The following is a 23,589-nucleotide window of genomic DNA, read 5'->3' as shown; positions in this document are numbered from 1 at the left end:
CGCTCAACCGCACCAATAAAGGATGCGCCCACAGTTCTCGCACAAAACCAAGTCGGACGAACGCTGGGCCTGCTGGGCGGTGCCGGAGGGCACGGTCACGCGGCAGCCCTCACACATCTGGCCTTTCAGCATCGCCACGGCGCGGCCGCCTTTCTTCCGGCGCAACTCTTCATAGCGAGCCAAAGTGTCCGCCGGGATACGACGGCGGAGCAATTCGCGTTCCTGGCGCAAACTCTCCAGTTCCGCGTTCACCTTGGCGAGTTCTCCCTTCAATTTGGCTTGAGACTGGGTCCAGCGGGCCTCGATAACTCGTAAGATCTCGCGTCTGGTCGCCAGGCTACTCTCCAGTTCCTCCACCCGTGACATAGCCTCGAGCACATTGTCCTCTAACTCACTACGCCGACGTTTCTGACTCGCCTGGTCTTGCTCCAGGCTGCTTAACTCCTTCGGATTGGTCACGTGGCCACCGTACAGTCGGGCCTCGTTCTTGGCAATTCTCTCCTCGACTCCCCGAAGTTCCAGTTCCAGGTCCTTCAGTCGCCCCCGCCAAACGCTCAGTTGCGCTTCGCAATCCGAAACGGCCACGCGCGCTTCGCGCAATTCCACATTATCTCCTAACTGGGCCTCGATGTCGCGCTGGCGTTGCTCGCCCTCGGTGATTTGCAGATCCAATTGTTGCAACTTATAAAGCATAGCAACAGTGTTCATTGCAATCCCTTCACAAACCGGCTGGACAAAAAGAAGAGCCCAATGCCTGGTAGCATCGGGCTCCCCGCAGATCCAATGGGCGCGGGTGGAGAACAGGCAAGGGCAGAGGGGTCGAAAAGGCGTTGACTAGTTTCTCTGCGGATGGCGATCTCACTGGCATAAGTGGACCTCATCACCACCAATCACCAGGATAGCGCCCTGACCAACGCCCTTGGCGCTCTGCCAGAGGCCTGAAAATCACTCCCATCAGCGCGCCAGTAAGAAAACCACCGATGTGAGCAAACCAGGCCACGCCTCCCGTCTGAGCGGTGGCCACGCCCAGGCTCAGCAATCCGTTGAAAAACTGGAGGACGATCCACAATCCCAGCACCACCAAAGCAGGTAGCCTCACCAAACGGACGAAATAGCCTATCAGGAAGAGCGTTTCCACCTGAGCGCCCGGGTATATGATCAGGTAGGCACCCAAGACCCCGGCGATTGCCCCGCTGGCACCGATAGTGGGAATCATAGAATTGGGACCCACGAACACCTGCGCCAGAGCAGCCATCACGCCACAGCCAATGTAGAAAATCGGGTAGAAGAAGTGCCCCATCACCGACTCCACGTTGTCGCCGAAAATCCAGAGAAAGAGCATATTGCCGAGGAGGTGCATCCAACTCCCGTGCAAGAACATGGAGGTGAAGATGGACACCACGCTGGACAAGTTTGGGGAATGAGTCAAGTGGTATGGGATCAGCCCCGCCGTGTAGATCAACCCCTCGAGGGCCTCCTGTGATGGCAGGAGGATTTCCCACAGGAACACGAGCACATTGATGCCAATGATCACGATCGTTACGATGGGGAACCGCCGTGCCGGATTCAGGTCTCGCAGTGGAAGCATGGGAATATTCCTTTCCCAGATTTCTCTTCCCCAATTCTACTGCAAATCTCGGCCAATTACAAATACGGTGAAAAAAGGTTATGCTGATAGCCGACGATGCTCGACATCCCCGAACCGGACCCGCCACTTGGCGGAAGGCGAGAACTGTGATAGAATGGCGCTACAGCAACATATCAGGAGGCAACGTTGACTGCATCGGTAATCGTCCCCACTTACAATGAGCGTGAGAATCTGGAACCCCTCATCCGTACTATTACCGGTCTAGACCTCCCGAATCTGAGCATTGTGATCGTGGACGACAATTCGCCTGACGGCACCGGTCAATTGGCTGATCAATGGGCCTCGCAGGACCAGCGCGTCCGTGTCGTCCATCGCCCCGGCAAGTTGGGCCTAGGCACCGCCTACATCGCTGGCTTTTACGAGAGCCTGGCTCACGGCGATGACCTCATCCTGACGATGGATGCCGACTTTTCCCACAATCCGCACTATATCCCCGCCATTATGGAAGCCGCGAAGGACTACGACTTAGTCATCGGTTCGCGCTACGTGCCTGGCGGGGGGACGCGCAGTTGGGGCCTGGAGCGGCGATTGCTCAGTTTTGGAGCCAACACATTCACCCGGCTTATGCTGGGTCTGACTGTTCACGACTGCACATCCGGGTTTCGCTGCTACCACCGTCGCGTGCTCGAATCTCTGGCCTTGGATCGCATTTTCTCCAACGGTTACTCGTTTCTGATCGAAATACTGTACAAGTGTGTCTCGCAGGGCTGGCGAGTGGGCGAAGTGCCCATTATCTTCGAAGACCGGCAGCGGGGCCGCTCCAAGATCTCCCAATGGGAGATCGCTCGCGCCCTGTACACCGTCTTGCGGCTGAGCAAAGACCGTTTCCTAAGGCGTGGCCAATCGTCGTAACCAGGAGGCGATTTGGGCGCAAATCCACCCTCCGCTGTCATACAACGTTTGTTGGGGCTACTATTTCCACCCCGCTGCGTGGGGTGTGGCCGGCTTGGGCACTGGTTCTGCGAAGAATGCCAGAGCACGGTGCGGCTCATCACACCGCCCTACTGCCCCCGCTGCGGCCAGCCCAATGAGATAGGCGGACTCTGCCCCCTTTGCCAGATAGATCCTCCCCGCTTGTCGGCTATTCGCTCGGTTTCCTACCTCGATGGAGTGATGGAAAAAGCCATCCACGCCCTGAAATACAAGAGGCTGCGCTCCATTGCCCCGGTGTTGGGGACCTATCTGGCTGATTATTGGCGACACACTCCGCTCCCAGTGGACATCGCTGTGCCCGTGCCCCTACACCCCAGTCGATTGCGGCACAGGGGCTACAATCACTCCGCGCTTCTGGCTCGCGAACTGAGCGCCGCCAGCGGTCTGCCGGTGATGGAGGACTGCCTCCTGCGCGTGCGGGCCACAGTGCCACAAGTGCAATTGAATGCCAGGGAGCGCCGGGAGAATGTGGCTGGGGCTTTCCGTTGCGCGGATGAACGATTGGCGGGGTTGCGGGTACTCTTGGTAGACGACGTGTGTACCACCAGTGCAACGCTGAACGCCTGCGTCGAGGGACTGCTCGCCGGTGGAGCACGTGAGGTATGGGGACTCACGCTGGCCCGGACATGTTCTCCACACGGTAGTACGCGCGTTTAGGCTGTTTGACGCATTGACATTTGTCCAAAAAACAGTTAAAATGATAGTAGAAAATATCTGAGACATGCTTCTGGCTTTTCCCCAACCCTCCTCAAGCGGGCTCCAATTATACGTGCACTTATAGCCTTATTGGCTTAAGGTCGAAGCCTAAGAATAAGTAAAGGAGCCGTGGATATGCAACTGATTATCAAAGGCAAGAACCTTGAAATTACCGACGTTCTCCGCAACTATGTGGAGAAAAAGATTGGAAAACTCGACCGGTATTTACCCCGTATTGACGAAGCCCGCGTGGAACTCTCCGTGCAAAGTGCCAAGGATGCAGCCCATCGGCAAGTGGTCCAGGTTACGCTGCGCAGTAACGGCACAATTCTGCGGGCCGAGGAACGCTCGGCCGACATGTTCGCCTCGATAGATGCGGTGGTGGACAAAATACACCGCCAGATCGCGCGTTACAAGGAGAAGCGACGCCGGGGTCGTGGCCCTCGGGAAGAAACGTCGCCTGTCGAGGAACCCGTAGTGGAGGAAGGGAAGCCCACCGTTGTGCGAACCAAGCGCTTCGTTATGGTGCCGATGACCGTGGAGGAAGCGGCCGAGCAAATGGAACTATTGGGCCACGACTTCTTCGTCTTCTACAACGGCGAAAATGCCGGCATCAATGTCCTATACCGCCGCCGCGATGGAAACTACGGGTTGATTATACCAGAGTTGGTGTGATGCACCCAGCGGTGCGGTGCGCCAGTACGAGGGCGAGGGTGAAAAGACCTTGCCCTCGTTTTTGCGCCTATCCCTCACTAGTCTAAAATAGAACTGTGTCTGAACACAGACGCTATACTTCGAGGAAAGAGCGCCAGGGTGTGCGTTCTATAGATAGGGGGCAGAGCGGCATGGCCAAGAAGCATGTGATCTTGTTTGTCTGCACGGGCAATGTCTGTCGTTCGCCGATGGCCGTGGGCTTCTTGCAGGCCAGGCTGGCCCGTGAAGGGCGAGCCGCCGAGTTCGATGTGCGATCGGCGGGGCTGTGGGCCCTGGAAGGCGAGCCCGCGACTGCCTATGCTCGCCAGGTAATGGCAGAGCATGACTTAGACATCAGTGACCATCGAGGACGCAATCTCACCCAAGAGGATATTGACCAAGCCGACCTGATCCTGGTGATGGCCGAGAGGCACGCCAATGCCATCCAGCGCGATTTCCGCCGTGCCGACGAGAAAATGCACTTGCTCAGCGAGATGATCGGCCAGCGTTTTGACATCGAGGACCCATATGGAGGGTCGCTGATGGATTACCGCCTCAAGGCCCGTGAGTTGGAAGAGATCATCGAGGCAGGCTATCCGAAGATCGTGGAATTGGCCACCAAGATTTAGAGGGACCGCATCATTCCCCGGAGAGGGTTCTCTCTCGATTTCAGCCTCCCTGTTTCCTCCACCTCTGTCGCAGACGCACGTAGGTCAAGAAAGTATAGTAGGCCATCAAAAGGCTCAGCAGAAAGCCGTATCCGCCATCGCGATAGCCTTCTAACGCAATGAAACGCCGGGTGAATTCGCGGAGGGGCTGGAGGATGTAGTTGTGAGGTCGCGGTCGAATGCCTTGTTTGAATAGGATATCCGCCTCGAAGTGGGTGTAGCGATCTTGTCTGGCCAGGAATTGGCCCACCGTCTGGTAGTTGTAGTGAATTAGAGGATTTTGTAGGTAACCGGCTGGCCCATCCAGGATGACCAGTTCGTGCACCTCGCGCTGTGGATCGTAGCGCGCTCGTCCTCGCCGCAACAGGCGAAGTTGATAGTCTGGATACCAGCCGGTATGCCGGATCCACTTGCCCCAGATGATGTTTCGCCGGGGCACCCACCAACCTGCCCGGTCAGAAGCGATGGCCTGGCGGATTTCGGCTCCCAACTCGGGCGTAGCCCGCTCGTCGGCATCCACAAAAAAGACCCACTCGGTTGTTGCCAAGTCCAGGGCAGCATTGCGCTGGTCGGGATAGTTCACGAAAGGTCGCCTGTACACCGCCGCCCCAGCGGCCTCGGCGATATCCACCGTGTGGTCATCACTGAACGAGTCGAGAACCATCAGACGATCGGCCCAACGCACGCTATCCAGACAGGCGGCGATGTTGCGCTCCTCGTTCTTGGTCAGCACGATAACCGTCAGGTCGGGCATCACAACCTCATAGGCTGGCCACGAGGCGACAGGCGCTGAGGCGGCTCTGTGCTTCCGTCCGACTCATTTCGCCGCGCCGCAAAGCCCTCCGCACGCGTGCCACCTCGCGCGCCATCCCCAGCCTCACAATGCGCCGTACCAGCCAGCGATACGCCGGGCCGTAGTACTTCTCGAAGAGCCGGTAGCGACTGCGCCAGAGGGTAACGAACATCTCGTCGCGGGATTGGCGCGTGCTCTGTCCGACATGATGTACCACTTCAGCCGCCGGCACGCAGTAGATGCCCCATCCTGCCTTCCGCACGCGCATAGCCCAATCAATCTCCTCGCAGTACATGAAAAAGCCCTCGTCCAGGAGCCCCACCTGTTCGATCACCTCGCGGCGCAGCACCATACAGGCACCCAAGGGATGATCAATGGGAAAGGGCACGCCGGCATCATAAAGACGGCGCGGGTAGCGCCCATTGAGCCGGGAATGGATGAGCCGGTGGTGGAGAGGGAAGAAGTCGAAGAAAGCCATAGCCAGGGTGGGAAAGCGGAAGGCGGAGTGCTGGAAACTGCCATCAGAGTGGATCAGGCGTGGGCCAACCATCCCAGCGTTTGGTGTGGCTGCCAGGAAGTCCACCAGTGTCCCCAGAGCATCGCCCCGAACCTCGGTGTCGGGGTTCAGGAGAGCCAGATAGCGACCGGTGGCAGCACGAAGGCCCTGGTTGTTGCCACCAGCGAAGCCCTTGTTCTCGGTGTTGGCCAGGAGGTGCACGGAAGGGAAGCGCTGGCGTATCATATTGGGGCTGCCGTCGTGGGAAGCGTTGTCCACGACGATAACCTCGGTTTCGAGGCTGGGGCGCGTGAAGCGTAGCACCGAATCAACGCACGCGGCGAGGAGGTCTCTCACATTCCAGTTGACAATGATAACAGAGAGGTCCATCTGCTGGTCAGTCCCTAACTCCGAGGCATCCAACTGAATCCACTACCGATAGCGCTGAGACCGCCGTGTTTCGATACGCCGCGGCTGCGATGCACACACTAGAAATCTATCGTAACCTGTTTGGGGTCCACGCGGTCGTCCACCTTGCGCACCTCTTCGTGGATGAGACCCACCCAGAAGTAGGGTGCAGTACGTGGGGTCTTGTCCACGAAGGTCAAATGTCCGACGACCTGCACGGTCTGGCCGGGCATCAGGTACTTATGGCCATCTATCACAGTGAGTTCGCTATCTTTGCCCAGTTGCCAGCGCCAGGGATACTCGCGCCCGATGCTGTTGTCTTCCATATCCAGCCCGACGCGGAACACGCCGGGGTCGGTATAGTAGCCGCAACTGCCATAAGTCTCGGCGTTGGTGTAGGTATAGCCCGACTCAGGCCCTTGGGTGCGGATGGGGACTTTTCCGATATTGCGCACCGTGCAGGTGAAAGTCAGGGTCTGGCCCAGGGCATAACTGTCGCCCGACCATTGCACAGCGCGGTTGACGATTTCGGCCATAGGCACCCCGCCCACTTCGATGGTCAATTGCCCGGTTTTCTGGTCGCGGTTTCCCACCGCATCCTCGGCCTCCACCACCACAGTGTACGTCCCGTCGGGTGGCGGGGCAGCGCCCAGGTCCACGCCGCCCTCATAGTCATGCTCATGGTTGCCTGGCGCGCCCATGGGGCGAATCTTGTCGTCGGGGATGGGGTATTTCTCTCCATCGGGGCCCAGCAGGTACACCCGCACGATGGTGGCTTCCTTATTGAGGTAATAAGCGATGGTCACGCGGTCTTTGATGCCATCGCGGTTAGGGGTAAAACTCGAAGGGTAGATGTTCAAGTTGCGGATCTCGATGTAGTTGGTGTCGGCATCCACCAGGGTGATGGACTTCTCGATTTTCTCGGTGCGGCCAGACTCATTGGTTGCTTCCAGGACCATCGTATACGTACCATCGGGAAGCATGCGGCCGTCAATCACGCCGCTGAAGAGGGCGGTGTAGGAGCCGTGGGAACGGCGGCCGTCACGGCGGAAGTAGTGCTTGTTCCCCTGAGCATCTATCAAATAGATCGAGATGTTGGCATTGCTGCCGATCTTGTAGGAAACGGCAGCCACGTCATCCACGCCATCGGCATTGGGTGAGATGACATCGGGGCGGATCTGCACGTCATAGATAAGCGGGCCAGCCCGACAACTGGCGAGGAACAATGCAAGGGCAGCGCATAAGATGGCGACGAACCATTTTGCTCTCAAGAGATTGGCCTCCCAGGTGTGATATTTTGCCTTTGCGTGATGTTAGTTTACCCCATCGCCTGCTGTTAGTCAATATGACAACGACGGGAGACGAGTAGTTGTTCCATCGCCAAAGTCCTTGCCCTGGCAGGCTGGGATGAAATAGACCCTCGAATTCAGCCTCAAGACCGTGAAGATGAGTGGCGGACGAGATGGTTCTGGTGAAGGTTTTCGTTTTTACATTTCGTCAACTGCTCCTATAAATAGGAACACAAATCCCGTTGGTCTCAGGGAGAATTCCAGCCGTGGGGAGGAGAAAGATGGATTGGCGAGATTACATCCATTCAGACCCAGAAATCTTGTTGGGCAAGCCTGTGGTGAAGGGCACGCGGCTTGCCGTTGACTTCATCCTGGGACTCTTTGCCGCGGGGTGGACAGAAAAACAAGTATTAGAGAACTATCCAACGCTTACCCCTAAGGCCCTGCAAGCAGTGTTCGCTTTCGCTGCCGAGTGTATGCATGAGGAATCTTTGTACATAGTACCAAGCGGAGCGACGTAATGCGGTTTTTGGCCAATGAAAATTTCCCCTTAACGAGCGTGCACCGTCTACGAGAGGCTGGCTACGAGGTTAAGGCAATTATTGAAGACTCACCCGGCACTAAAGATCGCGAGGTTCTGACCCGCGCTGCCAATGACCATTGCATTGTGTTCGCTTTCGATCGGGATTACGGAGAACCGATCTATCGGCGGAAATTGCCAGTACCAGCAGGTGTAATATACTTCCGGTTCGTTCCAGTAACCCCAGAAGAGCCAGCGGAACGCCTGTTAAAACCCTTGGCCATTAGCGGTCTGCTACTGAAAGGGAAATTCACCGTTGTCGAACGCGGACGTGTGCGCCAGCGACCACTCCCCTAAATTAAGGTTCTATCGTGTCTGACTATGGATAAAAGACTTCGTTTGGCTTTGTCCGGATTGACTCCAGCAGCCTTTTGATCCATCAGCACTGGCGTTAGCCGTCTACATCCCCAGTCCACTTTGTTATCCTACGCCCAATCTCACTTGCATTTTTCCCCATACGGCTTACAATTCCAGCCAATTCACGCGATACGACAAGGGGGCCCATTGAACTACACCGAATCCCTCTCCTATCTCTATAGTCTCGCCAATCGCGAGAACCAGCCCGCCGCCTATGCACCGGAGAACTTCAACCTCGACCGCGTCAGCGCGCTGCTGGCGGATCTGGGAAATCCACATCACCGCTTCTGGAGCGTGCATGTAGCGGGGACGAAGGGCAAGGGTTCCACCTGTGCCATGATGGCCTCGGTACTCCAACAAGCAGGCTATCGCACCGGTCTTTACACCTCGCCTCACCTGCACACCTTTCGTGAGCGCATCCAGATCAACGGCACGCTCATCACCGAGGAGCGCTTTGCTGAAGTCACCACCCGCGTGCGCCCCTATGCCGAACGCATTCCGGACATCACCACCTTCGAGGTGGCAACGGCACTGGCTTTCTTGTACTTCGCCGAGGAGGGCGTGGATGCTGCCGTGCTGGAGGTTGGTATGGGCGGACGGCTGGATGCCACAAATATAGTCATGCCCCTGGTGGCGGTCATCACCTCGCTGAGCCTCGATCACATGATCTACCTGGGTTGGACAATCGAGGCCATCGCCACGGAGAAAGCAGGCATCATCAAGGCAGGCGTGCCGGTGGTCAGTGCGCCACAGGTGCCCGAGGCTATGGCGGTCATCGAGCATGTCAGTCAGGACAAGGGCAGCCCGCTGACCCGCGTGAGCCGAGATTGGGCCTATCAGTTGCGCTCCTGGAGCAGGCGTGGCCAGCGTTTCCGCGCCACTGGCCCCGATGTCCACTATGCCAACCTACGCATCCCTTTCCTCGGCGAACACCAACTCATCAATGTGACGGTGGTATTGGCTGCGATCGAAGCACTGCGAAGGCAAGGTGTGACCATCAGTAGGAGTGCGCTTCGGCGGGGCCTGCGCTTGGCGCACTGGCCGGGCCGGCTCGAAGTGTTAAGCGGGAACCCTGCTCTCATCGTAGATGGCGCACACAATCCCGACTCGGTGCACCGCCTGGTGGCGGCGCTGCGAGATTACTTGCTCATCGACCGCTTCGTCCTCATTTTTGGCGTATCGGCTGACAAGGACGCCGCTGGCATGCTGGCGGAACTATTGCCCCACGCCAGGGCAGTTGTGCTCACCGCCTCGCACCATGCTCGGGCGGCGAACCCACAAGATGTCTTGCTGAAGTTGGCCGAGCCTTACGGCATCGAGACCCACGTGGCACCCGACCCCGCAGCAGCCCTGGACACAGCATTGGAGATAGCCGGACAGGGCACGCCCGTGGTGGCGACGGGGTCGCTCTTCCTGGTTGCCGAGGTGCAGGAGGCATGGCGTGCGCGGACGGACGCAGAGCCGTATCCCTGTGATCCCGTCTGACCTATATCCTGTCCAGCCCCATTACGCATCGCACTTCATCTAACGTAGCCCTGGCCAATGGTCGGGCCCGCTTAGCCCCCTCCCGCAGTGCGTCACGTACGTCGTCAGGGTGAGAAAATAACCGGGCGCGGCACTCGCGAAAGGGCGTTAGATCCGCGATGATCTCCTCAGCCAAGATGGCTTTGCATTCCAAGCAGCCGATATCCGCCGCACGACAGCCATCTGCAATCTCCGCCAATCGGTCCACGGGCGTGTAGAGGCGGTGGATGGCGTAGATATTGCAGCGCATTGGTTCGCCGGGGTCGCTGCGCCGCTGACGGGCCGGGTCCGTGACGGCAACGGCCAGTTTGTGGTGTATCTGGTCTGGCGAGTCGTTGAGAGCGATGAAACTGCCGGGCACGCTCTTGGACATCTTGCCTGTTCCCAGCAGGCTGGGTACCTCCGCTCCTTCGGTGAGATAGGCCTGCGGTTCTGGGAAAGTCTCACCAAACGCGGCGTTGAACTTGCGCGCCACTTCTCGAGCGAACTCGATATGCGGCAACTGATCTTGCCCCACTGGGACGAGGGATGCTTTGTAGATCAGTATGTCCGCAGCCATCAGCACCGGGTAATCCAGCAAGCCCATAGTAGGCGATTGCTGGCGCGCCTTTTTGTCCTTGTAGGTCGGCAGTTGTTCTAACTTGGAAACGGGCATGATGCAACCCAAGAGCCATGCCAGTTCGGTGTGCTCAGGCACATCGGACTGGATAATCAATATGGATTTTCTGGGGTCCAGTCCGGCAGCCATATACTCTACGATGGCATTGAATTTCTGGGCGGGCATCGAAGCCGGGTCATAGGGCACGGTGATGGCATGGTAGTCCACCACGGCGAAGATGCAGTCGTGGCTGTCCTGCAGCGCTAACATGCCCTTGATCGCGCCCAAGTAATTGCCCAGATGCAGACTCTCGCCGCTGGGTTGAATGCCAGAGAAAACCCGTTGTTTCATATACACACCTCCTACTGAACAAAGAACCCCCGTCCCTTTGTGGGGACGAGGGTCTGTATGGACACCCGTGGTGCCACCCCGTTAGGCCATCTCTCGCTCCAACAAAGAACCCGCCCTGAGCAGCGGGCGAAAGGATGCGGAGACCAGCCTCGCTCATTGCGGATACAGGGAGTTTACGCTCCCGATATCCTCAGCCATGATAACGGTGGCGATTCCGGCACGGACTACTCAGAGCGACGTGCTCCGTTCGCCCTGCGGCTCACAGGTCCATTCGGCACCGGCGCTGGCATCAGGCTCTCACCTGCCCCCGATTCTCTGTGGCCCCGCTATGGTGCTTATTCTCCCTGCTCACAGCCTTTTGCTACTGTCCGATTGAACAAATTATATTACGTTGGCCGCGCGCCCGTCAAACGCGCAGCATCGGTATTACCAGGCCGTGCCTCTTGGCTGCGGCGATCGCCTCGGGATAGCCCGCGTCGGCGTGGCGCAGGATGCCCATGCCCGGATCAGTGGTCAGCACGCGCTGCAGTCGCACTGCTGCCTCGGGGGTGCCATCGGCCACGATGACTTGCCCGGCGTGAATGGAATATCCCATGCCCACTCCTCCACCGTGGTGAATCGAAACCCAGGTGGCCCCACCGACGGCATTGATGAGAGCGTTGAGCAGTGGCCAGTCGGCGACGGCGTCCGAACCGTCTTTCATCCCCTCCGTCTCGCGGTTCGGTGAGGCCACCGACCCGGCATCTAAGTGGTCGCGCCCGATCACAATGGGGGCTTTCACCCTGCCGCTGGCCACCAGATCATTGAAGGCCAGCCCAGCCTTTGCTCGCTCGCCATAGCCAAGCCAGCAGATACGCGCCGGTAAGCCCTGGAAAGCCACCTTCTGTTGCGCCATCCTGATCCAACGGCACAGGTGTTCGTCGTGAGGGAACAGTTCGAGGATGGTCTCATCGGTAGCGTAGATGTCCTGTGGGTCACCCGAGAGCGCTACCCAGCGGAAGGGCCCCTTGCCCTCACAGAAGAGCGGCCGGATGTAGAGCGGCACGAAACCCTGGAAATCGAAGGCATTTTTCACGCCGGCATCCAATGCTTGCTGGCGGATGTTATTGCCGTAGTCGAAGACAACCGCACCCCGCTTCTGGAAATCGAGCATAGCCCGGACGTGGGCGGCCATGGCTGCCTTGGCTCGTTCAGTGTAGCCCCGCGGGTCGGCCTCTGCTTGCGCTTTCGCCTCCTCGACAGAAAGGCCGGGGAGGATATACTTCAGCGGGTCGTGGGCGGGAGTCTGGTCGGTTACGATGTCAGGTGTCACGCCACGCACGACCAGTTCGGGGAAGACTTCGGCTGCATTGCCAATTACGCCGACGGAGAGGGGGCGTTTCTCATCCACTGCTTCCTGCACCCAGGTCATGGCTTCTTCCAAGTTCTCGGTCACGCGATCGAGGTAACGGGTGTCGAGACGGCGTTTAGCGCGCCATGGATCCGCCTCGACGACCAGGGCCACGCCCTCGTTCATCGTAACCGCCAACGGTTGCGCTCCACCCATCTCGCCCAATCCGGCGGTGAGCACGAACCTGCCCCTCAAACTGGGCCAACCCTGGGCCCGAGCCGCAGCAGCCATCGTCTCGTAGGTGCCCTGTAGGATGCCCTGGGTTCCTATGTAGATCCAACTGCCGGCGGTCATCTGACCGTACATCATCAGCCCTTTGGCTTCGAGTTCGTTGAAATGCTCCCACGTGGCCCAACGGGGCACCAGATTGGAATTTGCGAGCAGCACTCGCGGAGCGTCGGGATGAGTCCGGAAGATGCCTACTGGCTTGCCCGATTGCACCAATAATGTCTCATCGTTCTCCAATTCTCGCAGACAGGCGACGATAGCATCGAAGCATTCCCAGTTACGGGCTGCTTTGCCCCGGCCACCATAAACGATGAGATTGTCGGGGTCGCCTGCCACCTCTGGGTCGAGATTATTCATCAGCATACGCAGGGCCGCCTCCTGTAGCCAGCCCTTGCAGGAAATCTCTGTTCCTCGGGGGGCACGAATGACTCGTTTCACCATCCTCCCACCTCCTATTTTGCCCTTTCCTGGCGGACAAATGCGATCACCTCGTCGCGTTTGGTACTGGAAAGTCGTCCCCGCGCCACCAGCGCGTCCAACAATTCGGTCAGGGTGAGCACGGCATCGAGGTGATAGCCCGCCTTTCTCAATGCCTCCCGTCCTCCATGCTCTCGGTCTATCAGCACGGCCACGCGCTCCACAATCAAACCAGCCTCCTCCAATATGCCAATGGCCTCCAGTTTGCTGTCACCACTGGAGATCAAATCGTCCAGAACCACCACCCGTTCGCCCTGCCGATACGTACCCTCGATAGCCTTCTGCGTCCCGTAGTCCTTAACTCGTTGTCGGACGTAGATGAGCGGACGCCCGGTCTCCAGTGCCACCGCCGTGCCCAGCACCAGCCCGGCGGAGGGGATAGCCGCCAGGGAGTCGAAGGTCACGCCAGCCAGTCGGTCGGCGTAGGCTCCCGCTACCAGGCGCAATAGGACCGGCCGGGAGGCAAGGAGGCGTAGGTCAATGTAGATAGGCGCGTGCTTGCCAGTGCGCAGCACAAAGTCGCCGAACTGCACACACCCTGAGTCGTAGAGGGCCAGGGCCACTTCTTCTACCAGGGCCGCACTGGGCGAAGGTGGTGGCACCGCGGCTGCCTCGGCACGCGCCCGCCGTATCTCGTCCCGCCGGGCGATGGCTGCAGCCCGGGGGTCGGCGGCGTAGGTGATGCCCCGCGAGGAACTGAGGATCAGGCTGTCAGGACGGGCTCCCATCCCAGCCAGGACCGCAGCGCGGATCTCGCCGCCCTGTTCGCCGATACCAGGCACCAGGAAGCGCATCGTTGGGTCAGCAGCACGCAGCACTTTGAGCGTTTCAGGATAAGTTGCACCGACCACCAGGCCCAGGTTGCCCGCTTGGTTCAGGCTGCGGGCGCGCTCGGCCACCCAGCGGTAAAGGGGTTGGCCGCCACACCTCATGCCCTGCACCTCGGCTGCGCCTGGGTTGGAGGTGTGGCAAAGGAGGAACACGCCCTTGTCGCGGTAGGCCAGGAAGGGCTCCAGGGCATCCAGACCCAAGTAGGGACTGACGGTAACCGCGTCTGCTCCCCAGACCTCAAAGGAAGCATGAGCATAAGCAGCGGACGAATGGGCCATATCGGACCGCTTGGCATCGAGGATGACCGGGATGTGGTCTGGGATATAGGCCATAAGGCGCTGCAAAGCGGTCAGTCCACGCAAACCCTGGGCTTCGTAGAAGGCGATGTTGGGCTTGTAGGCGCAAGCCAAGTCCACGGTGGCGTCCACGATCATCTTCATGAAGGTGAAGATGGGGTCGTGCTCGCGCAATACCTCGGGCGGGAAGCGTTCGGGCATCGGATCAAGCCCGACGCAGAGTTGGCTGTTGTTGGCTTCCATCGCCATCGCCAGTTTGGTCACAAAATCCGTACTTGTGGCCATTTGGTCCTCCCTATGCGGACGCACATGCTTGGTCAGCCGATAAGTGCAGGCTCTATCCAGTTAGCGTTTTCTTTTTCCCCGTAACCGCTCGCCAACCCAGGCCAGCCAATCCATTGACGGCACACTATAAGGCCGGAACTTTTCCAAGCGACCTTCTTCTTCACTGTAGTACAGCCCTCGATATGGCCTTAGTTTGCTGGCTGCAGGGGTATCAATCAAGTTGCTGGAATCTTCGGCACTCATCTGGAAGACAACCCGCATCTCGAATTCACGCAGCGAACGCCGATCCAGTGTGCGGGTCAGGTTGGTGTAGGAGTCGCACCAGACCAGGGAGTGGATACCCAAGTCCGGCCCCTCCTGCAGAATGGTGGCAAATTGCTTGGCTGGGCTTGGTGGGACGGGTTGCTCGCCGGGCATCGGGAAACCAAACTCCTCCTGGCGCAAGTCACGAGCGCGTTGGAGACCGTAGATGAACAGATAGATCGGCGAAGCGGCTGTGTCATCCGCGTGCATCCGCCGGTTCACCTCGGCGGAGATCTCGGCGATCACTTCAGGTAACCCACGGCGGCCAGTTACCCGCACTGGGTGGGGCAGCAGTTCAGCTACCTTTGAGAATAAACCGGCGTAGGGGGCGTCTGTTAGACCGAAGTCGAGGACGTAGAAGCGACCCTCACCCCCAACCCTTCTCCCAATACTAGGAGAGGGGAGTTGGGCGGCTATGCTGATGAGAGCTGTAACCATCATTCCCATCGCTGCTTCGTCGTTCTGGCCCACAATAAGCAGGTTGCTCCCGCTCTGGCGGCGGAAATAGGCGGCTGTGGGGTCTTTAATAGCGACGGGCTCGCCGAGCCAGGCGGCGATTTTGCCCCTCACCCCAGGCCTTTCTCCTGTGCGCGGGAGAGGGGAGCGCATAAGCAGGTCGTGTAGCGGTCGGTTCTTTTGCACATCGGCTGGCGCCTTGCCCTCGAAGACGATCTGGGGTTGTGGCGGGACGTAGCCGCGCTGCTGGGCCATCTCCTGGATCTGTTGCAAGTACCGCCTGCGTTCATCTGGCGCCAAACACACCGCTTGAAACCGGTTGTTACCTTCCACGCGTCCGTTCGCCGCGTTGTAGATGGCTTCACCAGGTCTCCCGAGCAGGCGCGCGTGGTCATTGTCGTCACTCAATACCAACCGAGAGTCAGTATCTGAGCATTGCAAGGCAATTCGTATTTGAATCTGGTTCTTGGTTGATAATGCCAACGTGTAGGGCCCTGTAAGTGTCTGTGAGGCTAACAATATATTGATTCCAAAGGCTCTTCCCTCACGCACCAAGCGATCCAAAATAAGTCCTGCCTGGCTGGCTATAGCATCATCTTCTCTGAATAACTCCTGAAACTCATCCACCATCAGAAGTATGCGTGGCAGTTTTTCCCCTGTCTTGTTCCGATACTCACTCAGTGTTGTAACGCCTTTTTGGCGGAATATGTCCATACGCCGCCGTAACTCGTCGTCGAGGCCGCGCAGCACGCTCAGGCCAAATTCCCGTTCATAATTGATGGCTACCACGCGGGCATGCGGCAACTGGTATGTGGCGTAGTCCTTGAATTCCACCTCCTTCAGGTCGAGCAGATACAGTTGCACTTCCTCCGGAGAGTAGGTCAGAGCCAGGTTATGAGTCAATACATGCAATAGTGTACTTTTGCCGGATCCGGTCTTGCCAATGATCAGTGCGCTATTTAGCAATTTCTCGTCGAGAGTGAAATACTGAACTTCCCGCGCACCAAATTGGCCGATCGGCACCTTTATGCCAGCGCGCGAGTCGCCTTGCCACCAGCGTGCTCGTGTTGGCGCCACCGTCTCGAAGGGTATCTTGATTTCGCTGGCCAAAACTGCTGCTGCACCGACCACTTTCACAAATCGCTCAAAGTCCGCTGGTGAGGGAATGCGGTCGAGTTCAAGGTGGCAATCTTTGAAATCCGCGTCCCGCCAGATACAGTCCTTATTATTGCAGGTGATGACAGTCGCCGTTCGCTCCAGATCAGCAAGATTAAAGCCATAGGGCATCTTCGGCCAATCAGCATCCACCATAGCCAGTACATAAACACCCGTGCCCGGCCCATTGGTAGCAATACTGAGTAGCCGTTGCGCCGCCGAATCTGTGAAACGGGAAGGGAAATCGGCCACGACCAGCAGCCGATACGGCTCTTCTATCTGGCCAGCATAGGCGTTGTATTCTTCCATGGTCGAGAAAGTGACACCCAGGTACTTCTGTTTTACCATCGCCATATGTGCTTCCAGGTCCGCCAAGCATTGCTCAATGTGACGGTCTTCGAACCATGCTTGACCGCCAGTCAGAAACTCGGGCAGTCCCTTAATGAACCCGGCCACCGTGGAACCTAACCCGACCGGGTCAACAGCCACAAGGCGTAGCTTGCCGGGCGGTAGGGTTACCAGCAACCGGAGCAGGACCGATTGGATGGCTGCCCGTGCTATCTCTTTCCCTGCGCCAGAGGCCTTTATCAGCACATTGCGCCCGCCGACGATGGGCAAGAGGGCGGGAAAAGCGAGCCGATCCCGTCGCCCTGCCTCCACCAGTTCGCCAATGCGGGTCAAGCGGGGAATGCCCTCCGCCACGGGACTCCATGAGGCCCAAAGGGAGTCGTCCCAGGGCGCAGCCCACAGACCGGCGGTGCTGATGATAGCGCTATTCTCTTCGTTCACCCTCCTTAACGTCGCCTCGTAGACTGACCTGGCCTCAACCATGGCTTTCTCGTGATGGCTGTCAATCTCGGCTATGCGGCGCTCGTGTTCCTGCTCCGCCTGCCCCAGCCAGCGGTCATGCCAGTATTGGGCATCGGCCAATGCCTGGACTAAGCGCCTGACATGGGATTGGACTTGTTGGATCAGGTCTCGCTCCGAAGGCATAGAAAACCTCCACTAAACATATCGCCCATATCCTACTTCACTGGGTCAGTCCCCCGAGCCTATAACCGTGTCCCGAAGTCAAAGTCCTACTACCGGGCTGCGGTTACTGTTACTTCCACCGTGATCGAGCCGCTATTATCGTGGTAATATCCTACTCGGTCGTTCATGAGCAGCAGCAACTCGCCATCGGCAGCGGCGGTCACCACGGCAGTGCTGCCAATGGCAAACATCCAATCACCTACACGGCCAATTAACTTTCCGAACGGTTCGCCATCGAGGATAGTGGGGCGCTCTTCTGGCCACGGGCGTCCTGGGGTTCCATCACGGTCAGAACACTCAGACCCATCACGCCAGCACCACCTACCTTGGGCATGGAACTTTGTTGTATCGCCGCGTCGCACATCAAGACCTGTATGAATCCCTGCAGCATCGCTTGCCGGAACGGAAATAATCTTCGTTTATTGCTTTGGCGACTGGGTAGCAACGACAGTTGGGCTCCACAGCCTCACCGTCTCGTCATAGCCCCCAGAGGCCAGAATTGCCCCGTCTGGGGAGAAGGCCACGCTACACACCGCGGCTGTATGCCCGCTCAGGGTGCGCAACTCCCGCCCGCTGGCCACATCCCACAGTCTCACCCTCCCGTCATCGCTCCCCGAAGCCAGAATTGCCCCGTCTGGGGAGAAGGCCACGCTACGCACCGCGGCTGTATGGCTACGTATAGCACCGACAGAACTCACATCACTTTCTAACCAGAACTTCCCCCAAAGCTGTGGGTGCGAATGCTGAGCAAGTAAGTCGGGGATATCTTTGTAAGCAGGCTCCAGTTTGCATAACTGGATGATAGCCTTGGCCGCTTTTTCCCATTCGCTCGCCTCCAGTGCTGCAACCGCTTCTCGGTAATAACTCTCGCGCAGCAAGGTTTGGGCGTCCTTGTAATTGCTATTCATGGCAATAAGTTGATTCAAGCCTGCCCGAGCCTTGTCCCACTCCCCAACCTCAAGGGCTGTAACTGCGGAATGGTATAGTCGTGCCATCTGCAATTCCCGGTACGTGCGATAACCTGCCACTGCGCAAACGACTGCCAGAAAGACCAAAACAACTGCGGCAGAGGTGATCAGTAGCCGGCGGCGCACAGCTGCGCGAAGACGCCACCGCCGCAATGCTTCAATACCCGCCTGTATTGCTTTTGGTGCGTCAGTAGCCGTAGAGACACAGCGGGCCAGTTCCTGGGCCGGGTCGGCATCGGGGCTGGCGGTGGGTGGGGATGGTCTGGCTTGTTCCCAGAGGTCTTGCAGATCGGCCTGGTCCAGGGCGGCCTGGGCTTCCTCCTGGGCCTTGCGGACTTCGGCCAGTTGGACGGCGGCCATCTGGCGCACTTGTTCCAGGTCTGTGTCGGCGGCCTCGCGGTCGGCTTTGCGGCGGGCTTCCGCTTCAGCCTCGACCTTTGCGCGCTGAGCGGTGGCATCGCGGAAAGTGCGTAGGATTTCACGCTGATGTTGCAACAGGTCTGGTTCGGGCATAGGATTCCTCCGTAAGAGCGGGATTGCTGTCAACGTATTCACAGGAGCGGATGGAACGGATTTCGGTCGCCATCCGCTCGATCCGCTCCAAAAATCCGTTGACAGTGACCTCACCTCACATTCCGCCGTGCCTGGGCAATCACCTGCGCCAGCCGCTCCATCTCCTTCAGTATGATTGGCACCTGGCTCTCCAGCGGCTGCCAGAACTCCCGTTCAAACTGCCAACGCACTGGGTCGTTCCACATTGCTTTCGTCTCCTCCCAACGCTGGCGCAAGCGTTGCCAGGCTTCATCCAATTCAGCCGTGATCGTGTTCAGATTGCTCACTGCTCTTGCCCTCATCGTTCTCGTAACCTATCGCATCCTCCCGTAGTATCTGCGAGCTTGGGGTGACCAGAGGCTGAAAGGTTGCACCGACAGGCTCCTCCAGGAAAGCGAACGTGCGCACCAGGGTGCGAAAAGCCTCCAGCCAGGTTCTGTAGTCCTCATCCAGTGCCATATAGAGAAGTTCGTAAAGCTGCCCTCCTCGCCTCAGGAAAATGTGGCGCTCGCGAATGGTAGTCGCCTGGGCATTGATGCTATTGAGTGGCAGGGGCATCCGATAAGTGATCTCGACCTCCACGGCAGGACATCCGGCCACCATACCAGAGGCTCGTCCCAGTTCACTGAAGCCTGGAGCTGGCCGGTAGCGGGAGAGAAAGGCAGCTGCTGCATCCTCCAGCATTTCTTGGGACACCGGTGACACACGAACGGTGAAGGATGCAGCGCAGGTTCCAGTCGGGCTTCGTGGGCCGGCTATGAAGAATTCCACTGATTCATCCTGCTCAATTTCTCGGATTTGCCAGTCAGCAGGATAAAGAAAACTGCACGGTGCTGACGGCCGAGTAGATTGAAAAGGAACATATCCTTCTACCATAAACCACCTCCTCCTGCACCTGCTCAGGCACTCTCTGGCAGGTCGGGATAGTGAAACCGAATAATGGCCTTGGCTCTTCCCTCTCCCAGCGAAATCATCCAGCTTACCCAATCGCACTGCTCGTCCGTCTCCTTTCCTTTCACCTGGTTCCAGACTTCCGCCTGGGCTTTGAAAGCGTAGTACTCCTGATCAATGGAATCATCCCTATCCCACTGCACATGAGTGCCCTCGTGGGCGAGATGGGCCGCTATAACATTGGGTGAACTGTCTCGGAAACGTTCATGGATAACAATCTCGTTCTTATCAGGGTCGAAATAGGCAATAACATCTTTAGGGGTTTGCCCAAAGCGCACGCCTGTGCCGTGCTCATGGATGGCTGCTGCGATGGGCTGACCGAGACTTGTCCCTTCGAGCCTCATCAACCCCTCTTGGAGTTTGGCGATCTCTTCGCTGTCGCCGGCAACATTCCATTGGACTGCCCCTACCTGTGTTATGCTGCCCACAGAGGAGATCACCCCCGTCCCCGCTGGCACCGCAACAGCCAGATACGCCTGCAAATCGGCAATCTTGTGCTCCAGGAGGGCGTCCGCGCTGGGAATGTCCACGGCGAGTTGCCGGCCTAAACGCTGTGCCTGCGTGCGGTACGCTGCGGCCGCCTGTCCTACTACCCGCATCCACTCCTGCACATTGCGCAGTTCGGTCTCGGCTTCTCGCAGGCGGACACGGGCCTGGAGCAAAGCGTGCTCGTAAGCGCTGCAGTCTGGGGCGTGGTAGTGACCATCGCGATCACGGTATCCAGATGCGAGACAGCGGGCCAAAGCCGCCTCGGCCAGCCGCACCTCTTCTTGTCGCCGCTGTACTTCGTTCCGCCAGTGATTCAGGCGTTCCTGCAGCCATTCCTCTGTCCGCCGGATATCTTGTTCTGCCGCCTGCAGCACTTCTTGTGCTTCCCCGGCGAAGCGATTCAGAGCCCCTTTCAGGTCATCCAAGGCCTGAATCGCCCGTACATTAGCGCCACTGCTCATCGCCGTCTTCTCTCCAGGTAGGCTTCCAAAATCTCGGCGTCTTTTAGCAAAAAGGGAACCACCTCTTCACTTGCTTTCTCAAAGTAATCCAGCAGCCGCATGGTTTGCTCGAACTCCTGGGCAAAGTTCTGATACTTCTGGTCTTGCCAAGTCTCTCCCAGGCGCACAAACCGGGCCCGCAATTGGCGCTTCTCTTCGGTCAGCATAACATTGAAACGCTTCAGGTAACCAGCGAACTCGCGCATATCTTTGGGGTTGGCCCGCACCGCACCCACGATGCACCTCCTTTAGCGCTGCTGCAGGTATTCCCGCACCCGCTGGGCTTTGCGAAGTAGGAAGGGGATGTGTTGGTCGGCGACCTGCAGGAATCTGTGGATCACTCGCATAGTTTGCTCGAACTCCTGGGCGAACTTGTAATGCTCCTGGTCACGCCAGGTGTCGCCCAGGCGGTGGAACTCGCCCTGCAGCCGGGATGTGCTGTCGCGCAGTTGGGCATTGAATTGCTTGAGTTCGCGGGCAAAACGTTCCAGGTCTTCGGGGTTGACAATCGCTTGAGAGGACATCAGAAAACCTCCTGACGACTACATGGATACGCAAAAGTACACATCCACTACTAAGTATACCGCACCTTGCCCATTTCATCAACGCCCGCCAAAGGCCCCACTTCCCCCTCCACCGCCCGCAAGAGTTCCCCGCTCACCACCAACTGGCGCATGGCTTCGATGTACGGGTATAGGATTGTGTCCCGCTCGATGAAGGGTACATCCCTGCGTATCAGGGCATAGGCGGGTGCCGTGCCCCGTCCCAGGCGCGCCGAGGGCCCCTGCGTCTTGCGGCGAAAGTCAATCCCCTGCGCCGCACACAGGAGTTCCAAAGCGATGATGGTCTGCACGTTGCCCAGCACCTCCCGCGCCTGCCGTGCTGCCGTCGTGCCCATGCTCACGTGGTCCTCGGTGTTGGCCGAGGTGGGGATGGTGTCGGCGCTGGCGGGGTGGGCCAGTACTTTGTTCTCCGAGGCCAGCGCGGCCGCGGTGTACTGCACCAGCATGAAGCCCGAGTGCAGCCCGCCATGCTCGGTGAGGAAGGGCGGCAAGATGCCACCGTTGGAGTCGGCGTCCATCAGACGGGCGATGCGCCGCTCGGAGAAATTGCCCAGTTCGGTCAGACCAAGGGCCAGGAAGTCCATGGCCAGGGCAATGGGCTCGCCGTGGAAATTACCACCCGAAAGACATGCGACCTGGTCACCTTCCACGAAGAGGAGCGGGTTGTCGGTGGCAGCGTTCAATTCGGTGCTTAGCACCCGCATCGCATAGGCGATGGTATCGCGCACGGCCCCGTGCACCTGGGGGATGCAGCGCAGAGTGTAAGCGTCCTGGACGTCGTGAGGGTCCTCGGGTGGGCGGGTGAAGTCACTGCCCTCCAGCAGTCGGCGCAGGTGGGCGGCGCAATCCGCCTGGTGGGGATGGGGGCGCATAGCGTGGATACGGGCATCAAAGGCCAAGGGTGTGCCATGCAATGCCTCCAGACTCATGGCCGCAGCGATATCCGCTAGGCGCACCAACTCGTCCGCAGCGTGGACTGTCAGAGCACCGATGGCGGTCATCAACGCCGTGCCATTGGTGAGAGCCACGCCCTCCTTGGCCCCCAACACGACCGGCTGCAAGCCTGCCCGGCGCAGGGCTTCGCCGCCAGGCAGCCGCTCGCCCCGATACCAGGCTTCGCCCTCGCCGATAAGCACCAGGCCCATGTGCGCCAGGGGTGCCAGGTCACCGCTGGCCCCGACCGAGCCTTGCGATGGCACAACCGGGTGCACGCCCCGGTTCAACATCTCGATCAGGGTTTCCAGCGTTTCCAGGCGGATGCCAGAGTGGCCCTTTGCCAACGTGTTGGCACGGAGGAGCATCATCGCTCGCACGGTGCCTTCATCTAACAACGGGCCGACCCCCACCGCATGACTCCTCAAGATGTTGCGTTGCAGTTCAGCAGTTTGTTCGGGTTCAATCCGCCGGTCCTTGAAACGCCCGAAACCCGTAGTCACGCCATATACGGTTTCCCCGCGTCTGGTGAGATTCTCCACGGCAGCCTGGGCGCGGGACACCCGGGAACGAGCCGCGGGCGTAAGGGCGATACGGATGCTCTCAGGACAATCCCATGCCCTGGCAACTGCCACCACATCCTCTATGGTCAAGTGAACCCCATCTATGCGAAGGGTGCTCATCTTGTTTTTCCTGCACTCCCCCTGTTTGTTGGCAAATTAATTATAGTGTTGTGGCGAGCAGAAACAAAAGCGGGCGCCAGCGTTAGGCTGACGCCCGCTTTTGATGCCCATTCACTCCAAAGGCAGATGGGGTTCGATTTTTGCCCAGAGGCTATCCTTGGGCATATAACCCACCAGTCGTTCCACCGGCTTGCCATCTACAAACAGCATGAGCGTGGGGATGCTCTGTATCATGTACTTGATAGCAGTCTCCGGATTTTGGTCCACATCCACTTTGGCGACCTTCAAGCGTCCCTGGGCCTCGGCAGCGATCTGCTCGACAATCGGGGCCACCATACGGCAAGGGCCACACCAGGCGGCCCAGAAATCTACCAGGACCGGGCTTTCTGCCATAAGCACTTCCTCAACAAAAGTCTTATCTGTTACCGCAACTGGCTCACTCATCGAACTGGTTCTCCTTTCC

The 23,589-nt window shown here is 58.6% G+C and carries 25 protein-coding genes; 7 read left to right on the top strand and 18 right to left on the bottom strand.

Annotated elements, in window-relative coordinates; all coding sequences use genetic code 11:
- Window positions 1-3: 3 nt before the first annotated feature.
- Together H5T64_08325 and H5T64_08320 are read right to left on the bottom strand one after the other, a co-directional pair.
- The gene (locus H5T64_08325) at window positions 4-708 is read right to left on the bottom strand and encodes a hypothetical protein (protein ID MBC7264353.1); all 705 of its coding nucleotides are present in this window, start codon (window positions 706-708) and stop codon (window positions 4-6) included.
- A gap of 172 nt (window positions 709-880) precedes the next feature.
- Window positions 881-1,588, bottom strand: coding sequence for a rhomboid family intramembrane serine protease (locus H5T64_08320; protein ID MBC7264352.1), 708 nt, complete (start codon window positions 1,586-1,588; stop codon window positions 881-883).
- Window positions 1,589-1,774: 186 nt separating this feature from the next.
- Between H5T64_08320 and H5T64_08315 the strand changes: the two genes are divergently transcribed.
- From H5T64_08315 to H5T64_08300, 4 genes are all read left to right on the top strand, one after another.
- On the top strand, window positions 1,775-2,500 hold the full coding sequence (locus H5T64_08315) for a polyprenol monophosphomannose synthase (GenBank protein MBC7264351.1): 726 nt from the start codon (window positions 1,775-1,777) through the stop codon (window positions 2,498-2,500).
- 12 nt (window positions 2,501-2,512) lie between these two features.
- Complete coding sequence (locus H5T64_08310; GenBank protein ID MBC7264350.1) at window positions 2,513-3,238, top strand: ComF family protein; 726 nt, start codon at window positions 2,513-2,515, stop codon at window positions 3,236-3,238.
- A gap of 174 nt (window positions 3,239-3,412) precedes the next feature.
- Window positions 3,413-3,952, top strand: coding sequence for a ribosome-associated translation inhibitor RaiA (gene raiA, locus H5T64_08305; GenBank protein ID MBC7264349.1), 540 nt, complete (start codon window positions 3,413-3,415; stop codon window positions 3,950-3,952).
- Window positions 3,953-4,122: 170 nt separating this feature from the next.
- The gene (locus H5T64_08300; protein MBC7264348.1) at window positions 4,123-4,599 is read left to right on the top strand and encodes a low molecular weight protein arginine phosphatase; all 477 of its coding nucleotides are present in this window, start codon (window positions 4,123-4,125) and stop codon (window positions 4,597-4,599) included.
- A 40-nt stretch (window positions 4,600-4,639) separates the two neighbouring features.
- Here the strand turns inward: H5T64_08300 and H5T64_08295 are convergent, their stop codons facing one another.
- The 3 genes from H5T64_08295 to H5T64_08285 all read right to left on the bottom strand — a co-directional run bounded on the left by H5T64_08295 (window position 4,640) and on the right by H5T64_08285 (window position 7,606).
- Window positions 4,640-5,392, bottom strand: a complete 753-nt coding sequence (locus H5T64_08295) for a glycosyltransferase family 2 protein (protein ID MBC7264347.1) — start codon at window positions 5,390-5,392, stop codon at window positions 4,640-4,642.
- Window positions 5,393-5,399: 7 nt separating this feature from the next.
- Window positions 5,400-6,317, bottom strand: a complete 918-nt coding sequence (locus tag H5T64_08290; GenBank protein ID MBC7264346.1) for a glycosyltransferase family 2 protein — start codon at window positions 6,315-6,317, stop codon at window positions 5,400-5,402.
- A 98-nt stretch (window positions 6,318-6,415) separates the two neighbouring features.
- Window positions 6,416-7,606, bottom strand: coding sequence for a hypothetical protein (locus H5T64_08285; protein MBC7264345.1), 1,191 nt, complete (start codon window positions 7,604-7,606; stop codon window positions 6,416-6,418).
- A 299-nt stretch (window positions 7,607-7,905) separates the two neighbouring features.
- Here H5T64_08285 and H5T64_08280 point away from each other — a divergent pair, with 299 nt between their 5' ends.
- The 3 genes from H5T64_08280 (at window position 7,906) to H5T64_08270 (ending at window position 10,046) form a co-directional block, all read left to right on the top strand.
- Complete coding sequence (locus H5T64_08280) at window positions 7,906-8,145, top strand: DUF433 domain-containing protein (protein MBC7264344.1); 240 nt, start codon at window positions 7,906-7,908, stop codon at window positions 8,143-8,145.
- Complete coding sequence (locus tag H5T64_08275) at window positions 8,145-8,501, top strand: DUF5615 family PIN-like protein (GenBank protein MBC7264343.1); 357 nt, start codon at window positions 8,145-8,147, stop codon at window positions 8,499-8,501. Before H5T64_08280 ends, H5T64_08275 begins: the two co-directional genes overlap by 1 nt.
- A 207-nt stretch (window positions 8,502-8,708) precedes the next feature.
- Window positions 8,709-10,046: a bifunctional folylpolyglutamate synthase/dihydrofolate synthase gene (locus H5T64_08270; protein MBC7264342.1), complete on the top strand. Its 1,338-nt coding sequence runs from the start codon at window positions 8,709-8,711 to the stop codon at window positions 10,044-10,046.
- Window position 10,047: 1 nt separating this feature from the next.
- On the opposite strand, the gene trpS is transcribed toward H5T64_08270, so the two are convergent.
- From trpS to trxA, 13 genes are all read right to left on the bottom strand, one after another.
- Window positions 10,048-11,034, bottom strand: coding sequence for a tryptophan--tRNA ligase (gene trpS / locus H5T64_08265; GenBank protein ID MBC7264341.1), 987 nt, complete (start codon window positions 11,032-11,034; stop codon window positions 10,048-10,050).
- 406 nt (window positions 11,035-11,440) lie between these two features.
- Complete coding sequence (gene hutU, locus H5T64_08260) at window positions 11,441-13,093, bottom strand: urocanate hydratase (protein MBC7264340.1); 1,653 nt, start codon at window positions 13,091-13,093, stop codon at window positions 11,441-11,443.
- A gap of 11 nt (window positions 13,094-13,104) precedes the next feature.
- The gene (gene pyrF / locus H5T64_08255) at window positions 13,105-14,541 is read right to left on the bottom strand and encodes an orotidine-5'-phosphate decarboxylase (protein ID MBC7264339.1); all 1,437 of its coding nucleotides are present in this window, start codon (window positions 14,539-14,541) and stop codon (window positions 13,105-13,107) included.
- Window positions 14,542-14,601: 60 nt separating this feature from the next.
- Window positions 14,602-17,448, bottom strand: coding sequence for a hypothetical protein (locus H5T64_08250; protein ID MBC7264338.1), 2,847 nt, complete (start codon window positions 17,446-17,448; stop codon window positions 14,602-14,604).
- An 89-nt stretch (window positions 17,449-17,537) separates the two neighbouring features.
- A complete protein-coding gene (locus H5T64_08245; protein MBC7264337.1) occupies window positions 17,538-17,900 on the bottom strand; it encodes a hypothetical protein in 363 nt (120 codons plus the stop codon).
- A gap of 6 nt (window positions 17,901-17,906) precedes the next feature.
- Entirely contained in the window at window positions 17,907-18,815 is a 909-nt protein-coding gene (locus tag H5T64_08240) for a hypothetical protein (protein MBC7264336.1), read from the bottom strand.
- 263 nt (window positions 18,816-19,078) lie between these two features.
- Window positions 19,079-19,294, bottom strand: coding sequence for a hypothetical protein (locus tag H5T64_08235; protein ID MBC7264335.1), 216 nt, complete (start codon window positions 19,292-19,294; stop codon window positions 19,079-19,081).
- On the bottom strand, window positions 19,266-19,883 hold the full coding sequence (locus H5T64_08230) for a hypothetical protein (protein ID MBC7264334.1): 618 nt from the start codon (window positions 19,881-19,883) through the stop codon (window positions 19,266-19,268). The genes H5T64_08235 and H5T64_08230 overlap by 29 nt, the downstream gene beginning before the upstream one ends.
- Window positions 19,884-19,906: 23 nt before the next feature.
- Window positions 19,907-20,908 carry a hypothetical protein gene (locus H5T64_08225; GenBank protein MBC7264333.1) on the bottom strand — a complete coding sequence of 334 codons (1,002 nt, stop codon included), beginning with the start codon at window positions 20,906-20,908 and terminating at the stop codon, window positions 19,907-19,909.
- Window positions 20,905-21,183: a hypothetical protein gene (locus tag H5T64_08220; protein MBC7264332.1), complete on the bottom strand. Its 279-nt coding sequence runs from the start codon at window positions 21,181-21,183 to the stop codon at window positions 20,905-20,907. The genes H5T64_08225 and H5T64_08220 overlap by 4 nt, the downstream gene beginning before the upstream one ends.
- 12 nt (window positions 21,184-21,195) lie before the next feature.
- Window positions 21,196-21,471, bottom strand: a complete 276-nt coding sequence (locus tag H5T64_08215; protein MBC7264331.1) for a WXG100 family type VII secretion target — start codon at window positions 21,469-21,471, stop codon at window positions 21,196-21,198.
- Between the two features lie 50 nt (window positions 21,472-21,521).
- A complete protein-coding gene (gene hutH, locus H5T64_08210; protein MBC7264330.1) occupies window positions 21,522-23,126 on the bottom strand; it encodes a histidine ammonia-lyase in 1,605 nt (534 codons plus the stop codon).
- Window positions 23,127-23,237: 111 nt separating this feature from the next.
- On the bottom strand, window positions 23,238-23,570 hold the full coding sequence (trxA, locus tag H5T64_08205; GenBank protein ID MBC7264329.1) for a thioredoxin: 333 nt from the start codon (window positions 23,568-23,570) through the stop codon (window positions 23,238-23,240).
- Window positions 23,571-23,589: the final 19 nt, after the last annotated feature.

Source organism: Chloroflexota bacterium, from assembly GCA_014360825.1.
GTDB lineage: Bacteria > Chloroflexota > Anaerolineae > UBA2200 > JACIWT01 > JACIWT01.
Note: the sequence above shows the minus strand (reverse complement) of the source record. Positions and strands in the feature narration are given on the sequence as shown.